At 69.7% G+C, this 19,742-nt stretch carries 19 protein-coding genes; 13 read left to right on the top strand and 6 right to left on the bottom strand.

Annotated features, from left to right (window positions below; genetic code table 11):
- Positions 1–71: 71 nt before the first annotated feature.
- Both OG787_RS18945 and mqnP read left to right on the top strand, forming a co-directional pair.
- Positions 72–1,529, top strand: coding sequence for a menaquinone biosynthesis decarboxylase (locus tag OG787_RS18945; protein WP_235475697.1), 1,458 nt, complete (start codon positions 72–74; stop codon positions 1,527–1,529).
- Positions 1,526–2,434: a menaquinone biosynthesis prenyltransferase MqnP gene (gene mqnP, locus OG787_RS18940; protein WP_369034464.1), complete on the top strand. Its 909-nt coding sequence runs from the start codon at positions 1,526–1,528 to the stop codon at positions 2,432–2,434. The genes OG787_RS18945 and mqnP overlap by 4 nt, the downstream gene beginning before the upstream one ends.
- A gap of 4 nt (positions 2,435–2,438) precedes the next feature.
- Here the strand turns inward: mqnP and OG787_RS18935 are convergent, their stop codons facing one another.
- Complete coding sequence (locus OG787_RS18935; RefSeq protein ID WP_405535810.1) at positions 2,439–5,588, bottom strand: AfsR/SARP family transcriptional regulator; 3,150 nt, start codon at positions 5,586–5,588, stop codon at positions 2,439–2,441.
- Positions 5,589–5,842: 254 nt separating this feature from the next.
- Between OG787_RS18935 and OG787_RS18930 the strand changes: the two genes are divergently transcribed.
- The gene (locus OG787_RS18930) at positions 5,843–6,217 is read left to right on the top strand and encodes a peptidoglycan-binding protein (protein ID WP_369034466.1); all 375 of its coding nucleotides are present in this window, start codon (positions 5,843–5,845) and stop codon (positions 6,215–6,217) included.
- A 57-nt stretch (positions 6,218–6,274) separates the two neighbouring features.
- On the opposite strand, the gene OG787_RS18925 is transcribed toward OG787_RS18930, so the two are convergent.
- Positions 6,275–6,826, bottom strand: a complete 552-nt coding sequence (locus OG787_RS18925) for a rhomboid family intramembrane serine protease (protein ID WP_405540524.1) — start codon at positions 6,824–6,826, stop codon at positions 6,275–6,277.
- Between the two features lie 211 nt (positions 6,827–7,037).
- On the opposite strand from OG787_RS18925, the gene OG787_RS18920 reads away from it, so the two are divergent.
- The 6 genes from OG787_RS18920 (at position 7,038) to OG787_RS18895 (ending at position 11,549) form a co-directional block, all read left to right on the top strand.
- Positions 7,038–7,760: a UbiX family flavin prenyltransferase gene (locus OG787_RS18920; RefSeq protein ID WP_405535809.1), complete on the top strand. Its 723-nt coding sequence runs from the start codon at positions 7,038–7,040 to the stop codon at positions 7,758–7,760.
- A 136-nt stretch (positions 7,761–7,896) separates the two neighbouring features.
- The gene (locus tag OG787_RS18915) at positions 7,897–8,352 is read left to right on the top strand and encodes an Lrp/AsnC family transcriptional regulator (protein ID WP_105972321.1); all 456 of its coding nucleotides are present in this window, start codon (positions 7,897–7,899) and stop codon (positions 8,350–8,352) included.
- A gap of 61 nt (positions 8,353–8,413) precedes the next feature.
- Positions 8,414–9,577 (top strand): aminofutalosine synthase MqnE, encoded by a 1,164-nt coding sequence (gene mqnE / locus OG787_RS18910; protein ID WP_389352259.1) that lies wholly within the window; start codon positions 8,414–8,416, stop codon positions 9,575–9,577.
- Between the two features lie 344 nt (positions 9,578–9,921).
- The gene (locus tag OG787_RS18905) at positions 9,922–10,446 is read left to right on the top strand and encodes an N-acetyltransferase family protein (RefSeq protein ID WP_369034469.1); all 525 of its coding nucleotides are present in this window, start codon (positions 9,922–9,924) and stop codon (positions 10,444–10,446) included.
- Between the two features lie 90 nt (positions 10,447–10,536).
- Positions 10,537–10,857 carry a DUF4229 domain-containing protein gene (locus tag OG787_RS18900; protein ID WP_369034470.1) on the top strand — a complete coding sequence of 107 codons (321 nt, stop codon included), beginning with the start codon at positions 10,537–10,539 and terminating at the stop codon, positions 10,855–10,857.
- Positions 10,858–10,883: 26 nt separating this feature from the next.
- Positions 10,884–11,549, top strand: coding sequence for a TetR/AcrR family transcriptional regulator (locus OG787_RS18895; protein WP_369034471.1), 666 nt, complete (start codon positions 10,884–10,886; stop codon positions 11,547–11,549).
- Positions 11,550–11,645: 96 nt separating this feature from the next.
- On the opposite strand, the gene OG787_RS18890 is transcribed toward OG787_RS18895, so the two are convergent.
- Positions 11,646–12,512 carry a MaoC family dehydratase gene (locus OG787_RS18890; RefSeq protein ID WP_405535808.1) on the bottom strand — a complete coding sequence of 289 codons (867 nt, stop codon included), beginning with the start codon at positions 12,510–12,512 and terminating at the stop codon, positions 11,646–11,648.
- A gap of 358 nt (positions 12,513–12,870) precedes the next feature.
- Here OG787_RS18890 and OG787_RS18885 point away from each other — a divergent pair, with 358 nt between their 5' ends.
- Complete coding sequence (locus OG787_RS18885; protein WP_369034473.1) at positions 12,871–14,814, top strand: long-chain fatty acid--CoA ligase; 1,944 nt, start codon at positions 12,871–12,873, stop codon at positions 14,812–14,814.
- 211 nt (positions 14,815–15,025) lie between these two features.
- Here OG787_RS18885 and OG787_RS18880 read toward each other — a convergent pair whose 3' ends face one another.
- Entirely contained in the window at positions 15,026–15,916 is an 891-nt protein-coding gene (locus OG787_RS18880) for a LysR family transcriptional regulator (RefSeq protein ID WP_369034474.1), read from the bottom strand.
- Between the two features lie 273 nt (positions 15,917–16,189).
- Between OG787_RS18880 and OG787_RS18875 the strand changes: the two genes are divergently transcribed.
- Positions 16,190–16,726, top strand: coding sequence for a DUF6817 domain-containing protein (locus OG787_RS18875; RefSeq protein WP_369034475.1), 537 nt, complete (start codon positions 16,190–16,192; stop codon positions 16,724–16,726).
- Between the two features lie 170 nt (positions 16,727–16,896).
- A complete protein-coding gene (locus OG787_RS18870) occupies positions 16,897–18,045 on the top strand; it encodes a N(5)-(carboxyethyl)ornithine synthase (RefSeq protein WP_405535807.1) in 1,149 nt (382 codons plus the stop codon).
- On the opposite strand, the gene OG787_RS18865 is transcribed toward OG787_RS18870, so the two are convergent.
- On the bottom strand, positions 18,039–18,278 hold the full coding sequence (locus OG787_RS18865) for a DUF397 domain-containing protein (RefSeq protein WP_405535806.1): 240 nt from the start codon (positions 18,276–18,278) through the stop codon (positions 18,039–18,041). The genes OG787_RS18870 and OG787_RS18865 overlap by 7 nt on opposite strands.
- Complete coding sequence (locus tag OG787_RS18860; RefSeq protein ID WP_405535805.1) at positions 18,275–19,138, bottom strand: helix-turn-helix transcriptional regulator; 864 nt, start codon at positions 19,136–19,138, stop codon at positions 18,275–18,277. The genes OG787_RS18865 and OG787_RS18860 overlap by 4 nt, the downstream gene beginning before the upstream one ends.
- A gap of 134 nt (positions 19,139–19,272) precedes the next feature.
- Between OG787_RS18860 and OG787_RS18855 the strand changes: the two genes are divergently transcribed.
- Positions 19,273–19,698 carry an ATP-binding protein gene (locus OG787_RS18855; RefSeq protein WP_405535804.1) on the top strand — a complete coding sequence of 142 codons (426 nt, stop codon included), beginning with the start codon at positions 19,273–19,275 and terminating at the stop codon, positions 19,696–19,698.
- Positions 19,699–19,742 lie beyond the last annotated feature (44 nt).

The raw sequence follows: 19,742 nt of genomic DNA, 5'->3' as shown, positions 1-19,742 counted from the left end.
CGGGCGCGCTGACGGTCGCGTCCGGCCCCCGCTGACCAGTCCAGGGTAGTGGGTGACGGATACTGGAACGCATGGCTTACGACGATCTTCGCTCCCTGCTCAGGGCGCTGGAGCGCGAGGGTGACCTCAAGCGCATCAAGGCCGAGGTGGACCCGTACCTGGAGGTCGGGGAGATCGTCGACCGGGTGCAGAAGGCAGGCGGGCCCGCGCTGCTCTTCGAGAACGTGCGCGGGTCGGCGATGCCGCTGGCGATGAACGTGTTCGGCACCGACCGCAGGCTGCTGAAATCCCTCGGACTGACGTCGTACGAGGACATCAGCGACAAGATCGGCGGGCTGCTGAAGCCCGAGCTGCCGCACGGGTTCGTGGGCGTGCGGGAGGCCTTCGGGAAGCTCGGCGCGATGACGCACGTACCGCCGAAGAAGGTGAAGTCCGACAACGCGCCGGTGCAGGAGGTCGTCCTCAAGGGTGACGAGGTGGACCTCGACCGGCTCCCGGCCCTGTTCACCTGGCCGCAGGACGGCGGCTCCTTCTTCAACCTGGGGCTCACGCACACCAAGGACCCGGAGAACGGCGTACGCAACCTCGGGCTCTACCGCCTCCAGCGGCACGACAAGCGCACGATCGGTATGCACTGGCAGATCCACAAGGACAGCCGGAACCACTACCAGGTGGCCGCGCGCAAGGGCGAGCGGCTGCCGGTCGCCATCGCGTTCGGGTGTCCGCCCGCCGTGACGTACGCGTCCACCGCGCCCCTCCCCGGTGACATCGACGAATATCTGTTCGCCGGGTTCATCGCGGGCAAGCGCATCGAGATGGTCGACTGCAAGACCGTGCCCTTGCAGGTGCCGGCGCAGGCGGAGGTCGTGCTGGAGGGCTGGCTGGAACCGGGGGAGATGCTCCCGGAGGGCCCGTTCGGGGACCACACCGGCTTCTACACCCCGCAGGAACCCTTCCCGGCGCTCACCATCGACTGTGTGACGATGCGGCGACGACCGCTACTCCAGTCGATCGTCGTCGGCAGGCCGCCGACGGAGGACGGGCCGCTGGGCCGGGCCACGGAGCGCTTCTTCCTCCCGCTGCTGAAGATCATCGTCCCGGACATCGTGGACTACCACCTCCCCGAGGCGGGCGGCTTCCACAACTGCGCGATCGTCGCGATCGACAAGAAGTACCCGAAGCACGCGCAGAAGGTCATGCACGCGGTCTGGGGCGCCCACATGATGTCTCTGACCAAGCTGATCGTCGTCGTCGACTCCGACTGCGACGTCCACGACCTGCACGAGGTCGCCTGGCGGGCCCTCGGCAACACCGACTACGCCCGCGACCTGACGGTGGCCGAGGGGCCGGTGGACCATCTCGACCATGCCTCGTACCAGCAGTTCTGGGGCGGTAAGGCGGGCATCGACGCGACCCGTAAGTGGCCCGAGGAGGGGTACACGCGGGACGGCGGCTGGCCGGAGATGGTGGTGTCCGACCCGGAGACGGCGGCGACGGTCGACAGACGCTGGAAGGAATACGGCCTGTGAGTGCTGCATCCGCATCCGCCGAACTGCCCCAGCCGGGCCGCACGAAGGCATTTCTGCGCCTGGTCATGATCGAGCACTCGATCTTCGCGCTGCCCTTCGCCTACATCGCCGCGCTCACGGCGATGTTCCAGGCGGACAAGAACATCCACTGGGGCAGGCTGCTTCTCGTCACGATCTGCATGGTCGGCCTGCGGACGTTCGCGATGGCCGTCAACCGGATCATCGACCGCGAGATCGACGCCCGTAACCCGCGTACGGCCCACCGCGAGCTGGTGACGGGCGCGATGTCGGTGAAGCACGCCTGGACCGGCGCGCTGATCGCCGTCGTGATCTTCCTGGGCTCGGCGGCCCTTCTGAACCCCCTCTGCCTGGCCCTCGCCCCCGTCGCCGTGATCCCGATGGTGGTGTACCCGTACGGGAAGCGGTTCACGAACTTCCCGCAGGCCATCCTGGGTCTCGCCCAGGCCATGGGCCCGGTCGGCGGCTGGCTGGCCATCACGGGGGAGTGGTCCTGGGACGCGGTCATCCTCGGCCTCGCCGTCGGCATCTGGATCGGCGGCTTCGACCTGATCTACGCCTGCCAGGACGTCGAGACGGACCGCGAGACCGGCGTGCTGTCGGTGCCCGCGCGCTTCGGCATCCCGGCGGCGGTGTGGGGCGCGCGCGTCTGCCACACCGTCACCACGGCACTCCTGGTCTGGTACGCGGTCGCCACCGACGCCGGTACGTTCCTCTGGGTCGGCCTGGTGATCGTCGCGGGCGCGTTCCTGTACGAGCACAACATCGTGAAGCCGACCGACCTGTCACGGCTCAACAGGGCGTTCTTCAGCGTCAACGGGTTCATCGGGATCGCCCTTTTCGTGTGCGCGCTGCTGGACCTGCTGGTCCGGGGCCTCACGCCGTAGCCGCCTACTCGGGTTCACGTTCACCCGCGGGCACGGGGTCGCCGAGCAGCGCGCGCAGCTCCGTCGCCTCCCGGGTGCCGTAGCGCCGGAACGTCCGCAGTGCCTCCCGCCGCATGGCCAGCGCGGCGGGCCCGTCCCCGCGCAGCTCGTGGAGGCGGGCCAGGTCGCGCAGCGTACGGGCCCGGAAGAGCGGCAGACTGAGCCGCGTCCACCGGTCCAGTGCCTGTTCCAGACAGGCGGCGGCGGGCTCCAGCGCCCCGCCGGACAGATGGAGTTCGCCGAGCGTGCGCAGGACGAGCGCCTCGCCGAAGCCGTCGCCGAGTTCCCGGCAGACCAGCAGTGACTCCCGGAGTTCCCGCAGCGCGGACGCCTGCGCGCCGACGGGACACCTGCGGAAACGGACCTTCGCGAGGGCCTGTGCCGCGTACGCCGTCATGAGCCGGTCACCCGTCGAGCGCAGGATGATCAGGGCCTGCGAGCACCGCTCCTCGGCGAGCGCCAGGTCGCCGTCGGCGCGGTGCACCAGGCCGATGCCCCGCAGGGCCAGTGCCTCGCCGCGTCGGCTGCCCAGGGACCGGTAGACGGTGACCGCGCGGTGCAGATGGGCCAGGGACTCCCGGGAGCGGCCCTGCTCCCGGAGGATCGCGCCCAGGTCGTAGTGCGCACCGGCCACCCCGGCGTCGTCCCCGCCCTGTTCGAAGCCGGGCAGGGCCTGTTCCAGGCAGGCCATGGCCTCGGCGAAGTGACCCTGCTCGCGGCTGGCGACCGCGATCCCCGACAGGGCCGTGGACTGGCCGGTCACGTCGCCGAGGCGGCGGAAGCGGACCAGGGCCTCGCGGTAGTGGTGGTTGGCGTCGGCGAAACGGTCCTGTTCGTAGCGGAGTTGGCCGAGACCGTTGAGCAGTACGGCCTCGGCGCGCCGGTTGCCGGCCTGTCGTGCGGCCTTCAGGGCCGTGTCGTGGGTGCGCCACCAGTCGTCGAACCGGTTGTTGACCCGGAAGGTCGCCTGGACCAGCGCCGTCGCCAGGTCGCACGCCTGCTCGTCGAGGCCGAGCCCGGCGGCCAGGTCCACGGCGGCCACGAGCGAGGTGTGTTCGGCCGCGAGCCAGTCCCGCGGCCGGTCGAGCAGCGTGGCCACGAGCGCGGGGTCGGCCGTGTGGTCCGCCGCCCTGGGCTTGAGGTGAACGGTTCCGCTGGGCTCGGCGGCACCGGCCCGGCAGACCAGCGTCAGCCAGGCGTGCAGCAGCCGTGACACCGCCGCGCGGCGCTGCTCGGGGGCGACTTCCCGCTCGGCCCGCTCCCGTGCGTACAGCCGTACGAGGTCGTGGAAGCGGTATCTGGCCTGCCCGGTCCGGTCCACGCCGAGCGGCTCCAGCAGCCTTGCCTCCGCGAGCCGTTCGACCAGGCGCTGGGCGGACGGCGGGTCGACGCCCAGCAGCGGTCCGGCGACCCAGGCCGCGAAGTCGGGCGAGTCGAGCAGACCCAGCCGGCGGAAGACACGGCGCTCGCGCTCCGGCAGGGCCCGGTAGCCGGCCTCGATCCTGGCCCGGACGTCCAGATCACCGCAGGTCAGCTCGTCCAGCCGCTGGTCCTCGTCCCGGAGCCGGTCGGCGAACGTCCGCAGCGGCCACCGGCAGCCGGAGCGGAGCCGGGATCCCACGATCCGCACGGCGAGCGGCAGGCCCCCCGACAGCCGGGCGATCTCGGCGGCGGCGGTGGGCTCGGCGGCGAGCCGGTCGCGGCCCACCAGCCGGCCGAGGAGCTGGACAGCGTGCTCCCGTCCGAGCACCTCCAGGCCGATACGGGCCGTCGCGTCGAGGCCGGGCAGACTCCGGCGGCTGTTGACGAGCACCGAGGCGGGCCCCGCGCCCGGGATGAGCGGCCGGACCTGGTCGTCCCCGGCGGCGTCGTCCAGCACGACGAGCACGCGCCGACCGGCCAGGAGGCTGCGGTAGGCGGCGGCGCGTTCGGCGGTGGAGGCGGGGAGGTCGGTGGGGCGCACGCCCAGGGCGTGGAGGAATCCGCCGAGGATCCTGCCCGGGGGCGCGGCCTGGGCGGGGTCCGTGCCGCACAACTCGGCGTAGAGGTGCCCGTCCGGGAAGGCGGACGCCAGACGGTGGGCGACGTGGAGGGTGAGCGCGGATTTGCCGATGCCGGGCATGCCGTGGATTACGCAGAGGCGGGGGGCGGTGCTCGTGTTTTGCAGGGTGGAGAGGAGGTGGTCGGCGTCCTTGTCGCGTCCGGTCAGCCAGGGCGGAGGGGCCGGGAGTTGTGCGGGTGGTGGGGGGTGAGGGGGGTGGTTCTTTGGGTGCGGGTGCGTTGTGGCTGGTCGCGCCCACGCGGCGGTAGCCGCAAATTCAATACAGCCCCGCGCCCCTGAGTGGGTGACGCTGGGCCCCGTTGAAGAGTTCTGTGGGTCTTGCAGCACGGGGGCGGTGTCCTCGTCGCCGGTCAGTAGCCGGGCGTGCAGGTCCCGTAGTTCGCTGCTCGGCTCGATGCCCAGTTCCGTACGGAGTACGCGGTGGCCGTCCCGGTACACGCGCAGCGCCTCCGCGCGGCGCCCGCAGCGGTGCAGGGCCGTCATGAGGAGGGCGCGCAGCCGCTCCCGCAGGGGCTGTCCGGCGACCAACCGGGTCAGCTCGCCGACCAGTTCGGCCCCGGCGCCCGCCGCCAGCCGCGCGCCGAGCAGGTCCTCGACGGCGGTCATCCGCATCTCCTCCAGACGGGCCGCCTCCAGCTGGAGCGTCGAGGTCTCCGGGCCGCCGAGCGCGGGGCCGCGCCACAGGTCCAGGGCCGCCGCCAGGGTGTCCGCGGCGGCGGCGTGTTCGCCGTTCCGTGCCTCCGTACGGCCGTGTGTCAGCAGGTTCTGGAAGCGGCGTACGTCGAGTTCGGCCTCGTCGGCCCGGAAGTGGTAGCCGCCGGGCCGGGTCACGATCACCTCGGGGCGATTCGGCCGGTGCAGGGCCTGTCTGAGCCGGGACACATAGCTCTGGACGAGCTTGGCGGCCGTGTCCGGGGGCCGCTCTCCCCACACGGCGTCGATCAGCCGGTCGACCGACACGACCCGCTCGGCGTCGAGCAGGCCGGCGGTCAGCAGGGCGGTCGGTTTCCGCGCGAACGGCGTCATCGGTCGGCCCGAGTCCCAGACCTCCACGGGACCGAGTAGACGGAACTCCACATTTCCCCCCGTACATCCCCCTGATGGTGCTTTCCGGTGGTCACCGGGTCCAGAAGTACCAGCGGTGCCGTTGTTCGGGATCGGGACTCCCGAACCGAACAAACAAGGTCCGAACAATCCGCGCGCGACTGCGCCGGGGCTGCACCAGGGCCGCACCGGGACTGCGCTGCGGTTGCACCGCCCGGTTCGACAGTGGTTGCCACCAGAGCCGTTCACAGAGGGAGAACCAGATGCTCCGCAAACGAATCGTCTCGATGATCGTGGCCACGATGGCGACCGTGGGTGTCGCGGGCGCGGTGCCGCTTGTCACGGCGGCGCCGGCGCAGGCCGCGATCATCGCGGGCCGTTGTACGTACACGCCTGACGAGCCCCTGCTCGGGTACGCCCCCAACACGTACAAGCTCGCGGTGAAGCAGGCGCAGTGCGAGCTGAACTGGTCCATGACGGGAGACAACCTCGTGGAGGACGGCTACTTCGGCACGAACACCAGGAACGCCGTACTGAGGTTCCAGCGTTGCACCGGCCTGGACGACGACGCGCTCATCGGCGACGACACCTGGGGACAGCTCAACATCTGGGCCAGGTCGAACAGCTATGCGTGCTGACGACTCGCTCTAGGACCACGGCCGCTGGTCCCCGAGACCAGCGGCCGGACACCCCAGTCAGCGCCCCGACGACGTCAACTCGTCCGAAGCCCCCCGCCGCCGGAACACGACCGCCGCCCCCACTCCCGCTATCAGCCCGATCAGATGCCCCTGCCAGCTGACCCCCGTCTGGGTCGGAGCCAGGCCCGCCAGGAACGTCGTGCCCCAGATGGCCGCCACGAGCAGACCGACCACGATGCCCAGTGGCCGGCGTTCCACGAAGCCCGTCACCAGTAGGTAGCCGAAGAGGCCGAAGATCAGGCCGGAGGCGCCTGCCGTGTTGGTGTGTGCCGGGGCTATGAGCCACACGCCCAGTCCGCCGACGACGATGATCAGCGCGCAGACCGCGGCGAACCGGCGCAGGCCGCCCAGGGCCGCGAGGAAGCCGAGGACCAGCAGCGGGACGCTGTTGGCGGCCACATGGGCGAAGCCGAAGTGGATGAAGGACGCCGGGACGACATCGACCAGCTCGGAGGCCGTACGGGGGGTGATGCCCAGGCCGTCCAGCGCGTGGCCGCTCACCGCGTCGACGGCCTCCAGCAGCCACAGCAGCGCCACCCAGGCGAGCATCAGCTTGGCGGCGGCCTTCGCGCGGTCACCCCCGGACGGGCGAGCGTCGGAAAGACGGCCGCCGGGCAGGTCAGGGCCCGCACCGGACCGGCCCGTTCCCGCCGGATTCCACTTCTCCCACATGGCAGACCCCCGTCCCGCCCATCACGGACGAATCAACTCGTCCCTTCCAGGGAACGCCCGAGCGCCCTCCCCCGGTTCCCACCCCACGATGCCGGATAAGCTCGGACCCGTGAACCCACTCAAGCCAGGAGAGACGCCGCGCGCGCCTTGGATCGTGGGGGTGTCCGGCGCCTCCGGCACGCCATACGCCGCCGCCGTCCTGCGCGGCCTCCTCGACGCGGGCGAGAGCGTCGACCTCGTCGTGTCCCGGGCCTCCCGGCTGACGCTGCTCGACGAGACCGGGATCTCCTTCCGGGACGCCCACTGGCAGGACGACCTGCGCGAATGGCTGACCCGGGGCGCCGACGGCAAGCCCGGTACGTTCGATGTGGACCTCGGCGGCGTACGGCACTGGAGCGCCGGCGACCTCGCCGCCGGGCCCTCCTCCGGGTCGTACGCCACCAAAGGGATGCTGATCGTGCCCGCGTCCACCGCCTGCGTGGCCGGGGTCGCGCTCGGGCTGTCCAAGGATCTGTTGCAGCGGGCGGCCAGTGTGACCCTCAAGGAGCGGCGCACGCTCGTCGTCGCCGTGCGGGAGTCCCCGCTCAACGGGCAGACCCTGCGGCACCTGGTGACGCTGGACGACGCCGGCGCGAGCGTCGTACCGGCCTCGCCCGCCTTCTACGCCGGCGCCACCCACATCCAGGACCTGGTGGACTTCGTCGCCGGGCGCGTGCTCGACGCGGCGGGCGTCCCGCACGGGCTGTACCGCCGCTGGGAGGGCGAACTCGGCGGCGGGGCGTCGCGTACGTCCCGTACTGATAACGGCTGAGTCCGGGGCCGTATCAGTGATCCGAGGTACCGCTCATCACTTCGAGCACCAGCAGAACCTTCAACACCTTCAGCAGTTCCAGCATTTTCAGCACCATCGGCAAACTTCAAGATTCTTCATCGGAAGGCTCGATCGCATGGACGCGGTGGACAGGCAGCTCATCCAGGCCCTGAGGGAGAACGGCCGGGCCTCCTACGCCGAGCTGGGGCGCCTCGTCGGTCTGTCGGGACCCAGTGTCACCGACCGCATCAACCGGCTGGAGGCGGCCGGTGTCATCACCGGGTACCGCGCCACCGTCGACTCCGCCTCGCTCGGCCTCGGAGTCATCGCGCTCATCGGCATCTCGCTGTCCGACGCGGCCGACCACGAGGACGTGGCACGCCGGCTCCGGGACCTCGGGGAGATCGAGGACTGCTGGTTCATCGCGGGCGACGACTCGTTCATGCTCAAGGTGCGGGCGAGTGACGTCGACGGTCTGGAGAAGACCATCCGGCGGCTCAGCGGGATCCAGGGCGTCTCCAGGACCCGTACGACCGTCGTGCTCTCCACGAAGTGGGAGAACAGGGTCGGAGACCTGCCCGAAGAGGTCTGAGCGGTCAGGTCGTACGGTTGGGCATGTTGGCGGATCGCCGGAGAAGGGTGTGGGAGTGGGTATGGACGTCGGACTCAAGCGCGAGCTGGAGCAGAAGGTCAGGGCCGGTGAGCGGCTGACCCGCGAGGACGGCATCGCGCTCTACGAGTCGGACGACCTCGCCTGGCTCGGCGGGCTCGCACACGAGGTGCGGACCCGTAAGAACGGTGACGTCGTCCACTTCAACGTCAACCGGCATCTCAACATGACCAACGTGTGCACCGCCTCCTGCGCCTACTGCTCGTTCCAGCGCAAGCCGGGCGAGAAGGACGCGTACACGATGCGCATCGAGGAGGCGGTGAAGCTCGCCAAGGCGATGGAGGGCGAGAACCTCACCGAGCTGCACATCGTCAACGGCCTGCACCCGAGTCTCCCGTGGCGCTACTACCCGCGCTCCCTGCGCGAGCTGAAGGCGGCTCTTCCGGACGTCTCACTGAAGGCCTTCACGGCCACGGAGATCCACCACTTCGAGACGATCAGCGGGCTGTCTGCGTCGGAGATCCTCGACGAGCTGATCGACGCGGGCCTCGAGTCGCTGACCGGTGGTGGCGCGGAGATCTTCGACTGGGAGGTCCGGCAGCACATCGTGGACCACCGCACGCACTGGGAGGACTGGTCGCGGATCCACCGCCTGGCGCACGAGAAGGGTCTGAAGACCCCGTGCACCATGCTGTACGGCCACATCGAGGAGCCCCGCCACCGCGTCGACCACGTCCTGCGCCTGCGTGAACTCCAGGACGAGACGAACGGCTTCCAGGTCTTCATCCCGCTCCGCTACCAGCACGACTTCGTCGACATGAAGGACGGCAAGGTACGGAACAGGCTCCAGGCCCGTACGCAGATGGCGACCGGCGCGGAGGCGCTCAAGACCTTCGCGGTGTCGAGGCTGCTGTTCGACAACGTCCCGCACGTCAAGGTCTTCTGGGTCATGCACGGCGTCCAGACCGCGCAGCTGGCGTTGCTGCACGGCGCCGACGACATGGACGGCTCGGTCGTCGAGTACAAGATCACGCATGACGCGGACAACTACGGCACGCCGAACAAGCTGACGCGTGAGGATCTGCTGGACCTGATCCGGGACGCCGGGTTCCGGCCGGTGGAGCGCAACACGCGGTACGAGATCATCAGGGAGTACGAGGGTCCTGATCCGGCTCGTCGGGAGTCGCCGCAGCCGATGCGGGTGTGAGTTTGCGGGTGCGGGTCCGGTGGGGGCTGGTCGCGCAGTTCCCCGCGCCCCTGGAGAGCGGGGCTGCGCCCCAGCTCTCCAGCCCGCCCCGGGCACCCCAGCCCGCCCCGGGCACCCCAGCCCGCCCCGGGCACCCCAGCCCGCCCCGGGCACCCCAGCCCGCCCCGGGCACCCCAGCCCGCCCCGGGCACCCCAGCCCGCCCCGGGCACCCCAGCCCGTCCGGCGTTTGAGGACGAGCGCGTTCAGCGCGAAAGGGGGGTCTGGGGGCGCAGCCCCCAGGGATGGGAACGGGTAGGGGCGGCGGGGGCGAAAGAAGACCGAGGGTAATGGTTAGTATTGCCATGTGGCCCTTACCTTCACCCTCGACCCAGCCATCGACACCCCCCTCCGTGACGGCATCCTCGACCTCTGGACCGATGTCACCAACGCCGGCGGCGCCGTCGGCTTCGTGGCACCCGTCACGCGTGACGAGATACGGCCGGAGCTGGTGAGACAGTTCGTGAGCCTCGCCGCGGGCGCCGCCCGGCTGCTCGTCGGGCACGATGAGGAGGGGCGGGTCGCCGCGACCGCGTTCCTCACCTTCAACGCCCACCGCCTGCGGACACACTGGCTGTCGGTCTACACGGTGATGGTCCACCCGGAGCACCAGGGCAAGGGATACGGCCGCGACCTGATGGCGGCCGTCGCCGACGCCGCCCGTGGGCTCGACGGCATCGAGGCGATACGGCTCGGCTGCCGGGGCGGACTGGGCCTGGAGCGCTTCTACGGCTCCTGCGGCTACAAGGAGGTCGGCCGCGTGCCCGGTGCGATACGGGTCGCCCCGGGGGACGACCGCGATGACATCACCATGCTCTTGCCGCTGCTCTGAGTACCCCACTGCAAGATCGTGACCTGGGCGTGTTTCACTGGATGACGCCCGTTATTGGCAATGTTCGGACCGGAAGAAGAGTGGATTGAGATGCTCCGCTACACGCTGATGCGCTTCGGGATCCTGGTGGCCTGCCTGCTGGTCGTCTGGGGCGCCGTCTACTCCGGTATCGCTCCGCGCGGCCTGGGCAGCTCCAACGGCATGTGGGTCATCCTGCTCTCCCTCGTGATCTCCGCGCCGATCAGCTTCGTGGTGCTCCGCAAGGAGCGGGACCGGGCGTCGGTGCAGATCGTCGAGAAGGTGGACCGCGTCAAGGCCAACCTGGACGCGAACCGCAGCCAGGAGGACGAGGCGGTCGACGAGGCCGCTCGCGCCCAGGCCCAGACCCAGGCTCAGAGTCAGCCTTCCTGACCCACGCCGCAACTACCCTTGCCCTCATGGGTGCTGTGAAGAACAAGCGGATGCCGCGTGCGGTCCGTGAGCAGCAGATGCTGGACGCCGCCGTACGGACCTTCGGGCAGCGTGGCTACATGGCCGCGTCGATGGACGAGATCGCCGAACTCGCCGGTGTCTCCAAGCCGTTGGTCTATCTGTACCTGAACTCGAAGGAAGAGCTCTTCACCGCCTGCATCCGGCGCGAGGCGAGGAGACTCACCGAGGCTGTCCGCGTCGGCGTCGAACCGGCGCTCCCCGCTGACCGTCAACTCTGGGACGGACTGCGCGCGTTCTTCACGCACACCGCCCAGAACCCGGACGGCTGGTCAGTACTCCACCTCCAGGCCCGCACCCACGGCGAGCCGTTCGCGGCCGAGGTCACCGTGATGCGTGAGGAGATCGTCGCGTTCGTCACGCAGCTGATCGTGATCGCGGCCCGCGAGGCCCACCGCGACCCTTCCCTCCCGGAACGAGAGGTCGCCGGCCTCGCCGAGGCCCTGGTAGGAGCCGCCGAGTCCCTGGCAGCCTGGGCAAACGCCACCCCAGGCGTCACCGCAAAACAGGCAGCGGCAACCCTGATGAACTTCGCCTGGTCGGGCCTGAACAGCCTGATGGCAGGCACCCCCTGGACACCCCCGACCGAGACTTCTCGTACGACGGAGGGCTAGGCGCCCTTGATGGGGCCGCAGGCCCCAAAAGGGGCGCGGGGAACTGCGCGACCAGCCACGACGGCGCAGCACCGACCCAACAACCCCAACAACCCCTCACACCGGCCGTATCTCCCCCAGCAAATGCACCCGCCCTCCACTCCGCAACTCAAAGCTCCCAAAACCGTCCGCCCCATAAGCCACCGCGCTCGGCAACAGCACAGGCGCCTTGAACTCGACCCGAACCAGGGCCGATTCAGGGATGCCATGGGCGGCCAGGCAACGAGCCGCCGTCCACATGCCATGAGCAATCGCCCGCCGAAACCCGAACAACCGGGCGGCGAACGCGTTCAGATGGATCGGGTTCCGGTCCCCGGACACGACGGCGTACCGCCGCCCCACATCCCCACCAAGCCGCCACTCGGCGACAAGAGGCAACACCTCACGCTCACCGAGGGAGTCCGGCGCCACGCCGGCCCCGCCGCTCCGATGCCGAGCCAGATACGTACTCCGCGACTCCCACACCAACTCCTCCCCCTCCCGAACCTCCGTCTGCACCGCCGCCTCCGTCCCCCGCCGATGCGCCGTCAACTCATCGACGTACACGGAGAGTTCGTACAACCCGGTGGCCGCCAACGGCCGCCAGCGGACGATCTCCACCGACGTATGCACCAGCCCGAGCAGCGGCAGCGGAAAGCTGCGGTCGGTCATCAGGCGCATGGCCAGGGGGAAGCCGAGGACGTGCGGGTAGGTGACGGGGAGGGCGTCGTCGCCGACGGGGAATCCGCAGACGCGTTCGTAGGCGGCGAGGCGGGCGAGGTCGATGCGTACGCCGGGCAGGACGAGGCGGGTGCGGGGGCGATCGGCGTGCGGGCGGGGCCTGTTGAGGGTGAGCTTCTTGGCGGGGGAGAGCAGCGCGCCCCGGGTGAGCAGCGGCGCGAGGGCCGGGGACCGGTCGAGGGTGCGAAGGGAACGGTCGGCCATGGTCAACTCCCACCTCGGTACCGTACTTACTCCGGAGTCAGGTTACCGGAGGTAAGCCCCGGATCGCCCATAGGTGCCGATGAGTAGAAGGTGTGAAGAAGGCCTAGGAAGGCGCATGGGGCCGGTGCTAACGTGAAAAACGCTCAGGACAGGGCAAGTTGACTCATCGGTAGCCTGTGCGACGCCTGAGCTTGCACACCCCCGCCGCCCCATCACCCCCGAACCCGCACGAACTCCACACGTGCGAGCCGTACGATCCGGTTCCTAACCAGCGGTAACCGCCGTCGTCGTACACCCGTGGCGAACGCCACCGGAGGTGCACGCCCCGGAAGGCCGCTGCACGCCACAGGAGCCGCCCGTGTCCTCGTCGTTCCCGCCCTCTACCCCGTCCTCGCCACTGCCCGTGTCCGCCGTCGGTTACGACGGCGAACCCCTCCTGGTGGAGCCCGAGATACGGCGGTTGGACGGGGCCGTGCGTGAGGTGTCCGTACCGGCGGTCGTGACGTCCGTGACCTACGGCTCGCTCGCGGACATCCCGTTCGACAACGCGGACCAGGCGCCCGCGGCGACGATCCTCAGCCGCCGTACGCCGGACGGGAGTTGGGCGCATGTGACGGCGGCCGAGTTCGCCGAGCAGGTGCTCGCGGTGGCCAAGGGGCTGATCGCCGAGGGCTTGGTGCCGGGCGACCGGCTGGCCATCATGGCGCGGACGACGTACGAGTGGACGCTCATGGACTTCGCCGCGTGGGCGGCGGGTCTCGTCACCGTGCCCATCTACCCGACGTCCTCCGCCTTCCAGGTCCGCTGGATCCTCCAGGACTCCGGCGCCGTGGCCCTCGCCGCGGAGACCGTCGCCCAGGCCGCCGCACTCGGTCCGGAGCGGGACCGGATCCCCGACCTCCAGCACATGTGGGTCTTCGAGAAGGGGCATGTCGAGCGGCTCGCGGAGCTGGGCAAGGACGTGCCGGACCAGGAAGTCGCCGTACGGCGTGGGGTGTTGGGGCCCGACACGCTCGCCACCCTCATCTACACCTCGGGCACGACCGGCCGCCCGAAGGGCTGTGCGCTCACGCACGGCAACTTCTTCGCCGAGGTCGACAACGCCATCGAACTCCTCTACCCCGTCTTCCGGGACCGGACGAAGGAGGAGGCGTCGGTGCTGCTGTTCCTGCCGATGTCGCACGTCTTCGGCCGGATGGTGGCCATCGCGTGCCTCCGGGCGCGGGTGCGGCTCGGCCACGCCCCGAGCCTCAAGTCGGAAGACCTGCTGGGGGACTTGGCGGAGTTCAAGCCGACCTGCCTCCTGGCCATCCCGTACATGCTGGAGAAGGTCTTCAACACGGCCCGCGCGAGGGCCGAGATGGGCAAACGGCTCTCGTCCTTCGACCGCGCGGTGAACGTGGCCCGCCGGTTCAGCGAGGCGGTCGAGGAGCAGCGGCACGGCATCGGCCACGGCCCCAGCCGTGCGCTGCGTACCGCGCGCTCCTTCTACGACCCCCTGGTGTACCGCCGTATCCGCAACGCCATGGGCGGCAGGGTCCGTTACATGATCTGCGGCGGCTCACCGCTCGGCCGGCCGCTCGCCGGGTTCTTCGCCGGGGCGGGCATCGAGATCTACGAGGGGTACGGCCTGACCGAGTCCACGGGCGCGGCCACGGTCACGCCACCGCTCAAACCCCGGGTGGGGACGGTGGGTTGGCCCATCCCCGGCACCCGGGTCAGGATCGCCGCCGACGGCGAGGTGGAGCTGGCGGGCGAGAACATCCTGCGCGGTTACTGGGACCCGAGCGCGGGCGGCGTAGTCCCGGCGGCCCCGGACGGCTGGCTCGCGACCGGCGACATCGGCTCCCTGGACGACGAGGGCTATCTGACGATCACCGGCCGCAAGAAGGAGATCCTGATCACGGCGGGCGGCAAGAGCGTGGCCCCGGCGCCCATGGAGAACTGGCTGCGGGCCCACCCCCTGATCTCCCAGGCGATGGTCCTGGGCGACGGCCGCCCCTACATCTCCGCCCTGATCACTCTGGACCCGGCGGGCCTCACCCACTGGCGCCAGATGCAGGGCAAGCACCCGGTACCGGCCGAACTCCTCATGGACGACGCCGACTTGAGGGCGGTCATCCAACGCGCGGTGGAGGAGGCCAACAAACTCGTCTCCCGCCCGGAGTCGATCCGCCGCTTCACCATCCTCCCCACCGACTTCACAGAAGAGGCCGGCCACCTCACCCCCTCAATGAAACTCCGCCGCTTCGAAATCATGCGCGACTTCGCAGCAGAGGTGGAGGACCTCTACGACCGCTAACCGAGGCGGACCGCTTCTAGCTTCTAGGGGCGCGGGGAACTGCGCGAGAAGCCCCACCGGCCGGCAGCCGACGAACAACCCAGGGGCGCGGGGGAACTTGGCAACGAGCGCGACGGAAACCCCCTGCTTTCAGGGGCGCGGGGAACTGCGCGAGAAGCCCCACCAGCCCGCAGCCGACAAACAACCTCACCCAACCCCCAACCCCACCCACCTACCCCCGACAACTGTCAGCGACAGTATCCGCGAACGCCCGCGCCAGCGGACTGAGCGCATCCCACCGCCGCACAGCCCACCCCACCGCCAACGGCCGCAACGCCCGAAGCGGAATCAACCGAACCGGCCCACCCGTACCCGGCACCGCCAGATCGGGCACAGCAGGCACCACGGCATACCCGAGCCCCAACTCGGCCAACAACAAAGCCGTATCCCAGTCGGCGACACTCGTGTCGAACACCGGCCGCACCCCCACCTCAGCGAACGCCGCATCCAGCCGCGCCGCAGACGTGGAGTTGGGCGGCAGCCGAATCAGCCGCAGATCACGCAGATCCTCCACCTCCGCGAAGTCCCGCCGCGCGAGCGCCTCCCCCGCCCCCACAGCAAGCACCCACGGCAACTCCATCACCACCCGCTGCTCGATCCCCCGCACAGGCGCCCCGATGGTGATCCACGCAAGATCCAGCTCACTGTCGGCGAGCGCCGCGAAACACCCCCGACTGGAGTTCTCCGTACGGAACTCCAGGCTCACCTTGGGGTGTTGACGCCGAAAAGCAACAACCGCCTCCGCCATGAAGTGCCGTACGGTCGTCGCACCGGTGGCAACCCGCACCGACCCGCTCTCCCCGTCCACGAGATCCTTGAGCTGCCGCAACGCGAGATCCAGCCCGGCGATCCCCTCCGAGGCCGCGGCCTGCAACACCCGCCCGGCCGCGGTCGGCACGACTCCCCGCGCATGCCGCTCCACCAGGCTGACGCCCGTCTCCCGCTCCAGCCGCTTCACATGCTGGCTCACGGCCGACTGCGTACACGCGAGATCACGGGCCACCGCGCTCAGGCTCCCCGCCCGGCACACGGCCACGAAGACACGCAGGTCATCCAGGGTCACAACACCCAAGCTAGCACTTGGAGTTGGTGACAGAACCTTAGGATTGACTGGGTACGGGCGGTACGTCACGATCGGTGCAGGGCCCAGGCGGCAACCCGTCCCGCGCCCCCGCCGGGGTCCGGACCGAGGGCGGGGAGCGGACGGGTGCCGACCTTTCGCGCACCGAGAGGACGCCACCCCATGTCCGCTTCCCCTCCCTCACCCTCAACCTCTCTCCCTCCCCCCACTCCCACTCCCACTCCCGCTCTCGCCCCGTCACCGGCCGCCCAAGCAGTGGGATTCCTACGGGAGTTGGGCGCCGAACAGATCGCGCACCCCGGCGGCACCCTGCTCGCCCACCTCTGCCGGGTGTACCGACTGCTCGCCGCCTGGGAGGCCAGACCGGCTCTCCGGCTGGCGGGCCTCTGCCATGCCGCGTACGGCACCGACGGCTTCCCCACCGCCCTGCTCTCCCTTGACCGCCGCGCCGAACTGGCAAGGGTGATCGGCCCGGAGGCGGAGGAGATCGTCCATGTGTACGCGGCCATGGACCGCAAGGCGACCTACCCGGGCCTGGCCGCCCCGGACGCCGTGTTCCACGACCGTTTCACCGGCCGCGCCCGGACCGTGCTCCGGAGCCGGTGCGAGGACCTCGCCGAACTGACGGCCGCGAACGAACTCGACCTGGCCCGGGTGAACCCGGTCTTCCGCGACCAGCGGGGCTCGGACCTGCTCGCCCTGTTCAACGGTTTCCGGCCACTGCTGAGCGGACGGGCGTGGGAGGAGGTGGGGTCGCTGCTGGGCCGCCGGGACCGCCGCCGGGAACGCTGAGAATCACCCAGTGTGAGCGGTTCGGTGCCGTAGTGCCTGGGTTGTACGGCGGACGGAGTACCGTGGGTGCTACCGAGCGCACCTCGCATGCCGTCATCCATTTCGGCGTCGCCCTCGGGGAACGGCAATGCCGGAGCACCTCGTGCCCGGCCGGAAACGAGCCGCCCCACATGAGCCTCATGAGTCTCGGAGTACTCGCCTCCTCCCGCAAGGAGAACGAGTTCCGCCTTCCGCTGCACCCCCGTCACCTCGACCGGATCGCCCCGGACCTGCGCGGGAAGATCTTCCTCGAAGAGGGCTACGGCCGACGCTTCGGCATCGCCGACGACGCGCTGCGACCACTCGTGGCCGGGCTGCGCTCGCGTGAGCAGCTCGTCGCCGAGTGCGACGCCATACTGCTGCCCAAGCCGATGCACGAGGACATCGCCGAACTGCGCGAGGGCCAGGTCCTGTGGGGCTGGCCGCACTGCGTGCAGGACGAGAAGATGACGCAGATCGCCATCGACCGACGGCTGACCCTGATCGCCTGGGAGGCCATGAACCACTGGACCGCCGCAGGCGCCTTCAGCGTCCATGTCTTCCACAAGAACAACGAGCTGGCCGGCTACTGCTCGGTCCTGCACGCCCTCCAGCTCGGCGGGCTCACCGGCCACTACGGCCGTCGCCTGCGCGCGGTCGTCATCAGCTTCGGCGCGACGGCACGCGGCGCGGTCACGGGCCTGGGCGCGATGGGGGTCACCGACGTCACGGTGCTCACGCAGCGCGCCGCCGCCGCGGTGGCCTCGCCGATGCCGTCGGTCGTGATGGCTCACTTCGAGGAAGAGCAGGAAGACCCGACGCGCCTACGGGCGGTCACGTCGGCCGGTTCCATGCCGTTGGCGGAGTACCTGGCCAGCTTCGACATAATCGTCAACTGCGTCCTCCAGGACACCGACGCGCCGCTCATGTTCGTCACCGACGAGGAACTCGCCCAGTTCCGGCCGGGCACCTTCTTCGTCGACGTCTCCTGCGACGAGGGCATGGGCTTCAGCTTCGCCCGCCCGACCACCTTCGGCGAGCCCATGCACGAGGTGGGCCCCGGCTGTCACTACTACGGCGTCGACCACAGCCCGTCCCACCTCTGGAACTCCGCCACCTGGGAAATCAGCGAGGCGCTCCTGCCGTACCTGCGCAAGGTCATGAACGGCCCGCCGGCCTGGGACGCGGACATCACGCTCCGCAAGGCGATCGAGATCCGCGACGGGGTCGTACAGAACCCGAAGATCCTGTCCTTCCAGCACCGGTCGGCGACCTATCCGCACGGTCCCGAGGATCAGTAGGCGCGCTGGAGGAAGTCTGACCAGGCGGCGGGGGAGAGGGTGAGCTGAGGGCCGGTGGGGTGCTTGGAGTCGCGGATGTGGATGGCGCGGGGGCAGGTGGCGATCTCCAGGCACTCGCCGCCTCCGCCGCTGCTGTGGCTGGACTTGCGCCAGGTGTAGGCGGCTTCCAGGCACTCGCCGCCTTCGCCGTCGCTATAGCTGGACTTGAACCAGTTGAGTTGCTGGATGGTCATAGCTCCCCCAACTTCTTCTCGATCAGGGCCCGGGACTCCGTTGGCGGCAGGGCCACCGCCCGCATGATCCCATAGCGGTCGGCGATCTTCCGGACCTCTTCCACGTCGGTGATGAGCCGCGGGTGCCCCTGGACTTCGGTGTACGCCACCTGCGGGTGCTTTTGGGGCGTCAGCAGATTGAATGCGCCGCCCATGTTGGGGTGGTCCTCGATGCCTGTCGGCATCACCTGGATCTCCACGTTTCGCATGCCACCGATGCGCAGCAACTGAGTCAACTGCCCTTGCCGCACGGCCTGGCCGCCGATCGGCCGATCCAGCACCACTTCTTCCAGTACGTAGCTACACATGGGCGCGGGCCATCGGTCGAAGACCTGCTGACGTGACAACCGGTCGGCGACCCGCTTATTGATGGTCTCCTCGTCGAGGAGCGGTCGGCGGCGGGAGAACATGGCCTTTGCGTAGTCCTCGGTCTGAAGCAGGCCCGGCACCCCTTGGTTGGCGTAATAGTGAAGCTCGACTGCCTCACCTTCGAGCGCCGCGTACCCTCGATACCACTCGGGGTGACGAGTCCGAGCCTTCTTCATGGCCTCCTCGACCTCGGGGATCGCCTCCTTCAACAACCCACCGGCGTCGAGGACTTCGTCTGCCTTCCGCAGCAGCTCGGGCCTCGTGATCCGCACGCCGCGCTCCATGGCGGAGATGGCATCCGGCCCGTACCCCACCTTCTCACCAAACTCCTTCTGCGTCAGCCCCGCCCGCTCCCGCAAGAGCTTGAGCATCTTGCCCAGCGCCGTGAACAGACCCCACGTTCCGTTCTCCTCCGCAGGGGTCTCCGGCCTCTGATCCGCATCCTCTGTCACTCACGCCACCCACCTTCACCTCGTCGTGGTCACGGCCGACAACCCGTACCCCTAACCCACCGCACCCGTACGGATACCCGGAGTCCTCCAGTCGCCCCTGGTCAGATTAGAACCGGACGACCACGCTCGGTAACGTGAACTCGGAAATCGCCACCCCCACCGACGAACTGACCCAGCGCCTCAGCTCAACTCCTCGCGGCGCCCGCCTTGCCAGAAGACTCGCCGCCCAGCAACTCGCCGAGTGGGGATACCCGCACGACAGCGACGTGAACGACGCCGCCCAGCACGTCGTCGCCGAACTCGCCGCGAACGCCGTCACGCACGGACGCGTACCGGGACGGGACTTCGAACTGCGCCTCCTGCTGCTCCCGGAGGGCACTCTGCGTATCGAGGTGAGCGATACGCGCGGCGACCGGCAACTGCGGATCGTGCCCCGGTGGGAGGCCGAGGAATACGGCCGGGGACTGGTCATCGTGTCGGTGCTCGCACGCACCTGGGGTGTGACGGACCGGGCCGTCGGCAAGACGGTGTGGGTGGAACTCCCGCTCAAGGACAGGTGAGCGCCGGCCGATCGCAGTACGCTGCGAGAACAGCACGGGCACCA

This window comes from Streptomyces sp. NBC_00075 (assembly GCF_045041225.1).
GTDB lineage: Bacteria > Actinomycetota > Actinomycetes > Streptomycetales > Streptomycetaceae > Streptomyces > Streptomyces adonidis.
The sequence above is the reverse complement of the archived record's forward strand: the minus strand, read 5'-3'. Positions and strand labels throughout refer to the sequence as shown.

Bases quoted from the DNA above. Each gene is read 5' to 3' on its own strand.
- OG787_RS18930 (WP_369034466.1), top strand. From the start codon at position 5,843: ATGCTCCGCAAACGAATCGTCTCGATGATCGTGGCCACGATGGCGACC.
- OG787_RS18920 (WP_405535809.1), top strand. From the start codon at position 7,038: ATGCCGGATAAGCTCGGACCCGTGAACCCACTCAAGCCAGGAGAGACG.
- OG787_RS18890 (WP_405535808.1), bottom strand. From the start codon at position 12,512: ATGGCCGACCGTTCCCTTCGCACCCTCGACCGGTCCCCGGCCCTCGCG.
- OG787_RS18945 (WP_235475697.1), top strand. From the start codon at position 72: ATGGCTTACGACGATCTTCGCTCCCTGCTCAGGGCGCTGGAGCGCGAG.
- OG787_RS18865 (WP_405535806.1), bottom strand. From the start codon at position 18,278: ATGACCATCCAGCAACTCAACTGGTTCAAGTCCAGCTATAGCGACGGC.
- OG787_RS18915 (WP_105972321.1), top strand. From the start codon at position 7,897: ATGGACGCGGTGGACAGGCAGCTCATCCAGGCCCTGAGGGAGAACGGC.
- mqnE (WP_389352259.1), top strand. From the start codon at position 8,414: ATGGACGTCGGACTCAAGCGCGAGCTGGAGCAGAAGGTCAGGGCCGGT.
- OG787_RS18870 (WP_405535807.1), top strand. From the start codon at position 16,897: ATGAGCCTCATGAGTCTCGGAGTACTCGCCTCCTCCCGCAAGGAGAAC.
- OG787_RS18900 (WP_369034470.1), top strand. From the start codon at position 10,537: ATGCTCCGCTACACGCTGATGCGCTTCGGGATCCTGGTGGCCTGCCTG.
- OG787_RS18925 (WP_405540524.1), bottom strand. From the start codon at position 6,826: ATGCTCGCCTGGGTGGCGCTGCTGTGGCTGCTGGAGGCCGTCGACGCG.
- OG787_RS18895 (WP_369034471.1), top strand. From the start codon at position 10,884: ATGGGTGCTGTGAAGAACAAGCGGATGCCGCGTGCGGTCCGTGAGCAG.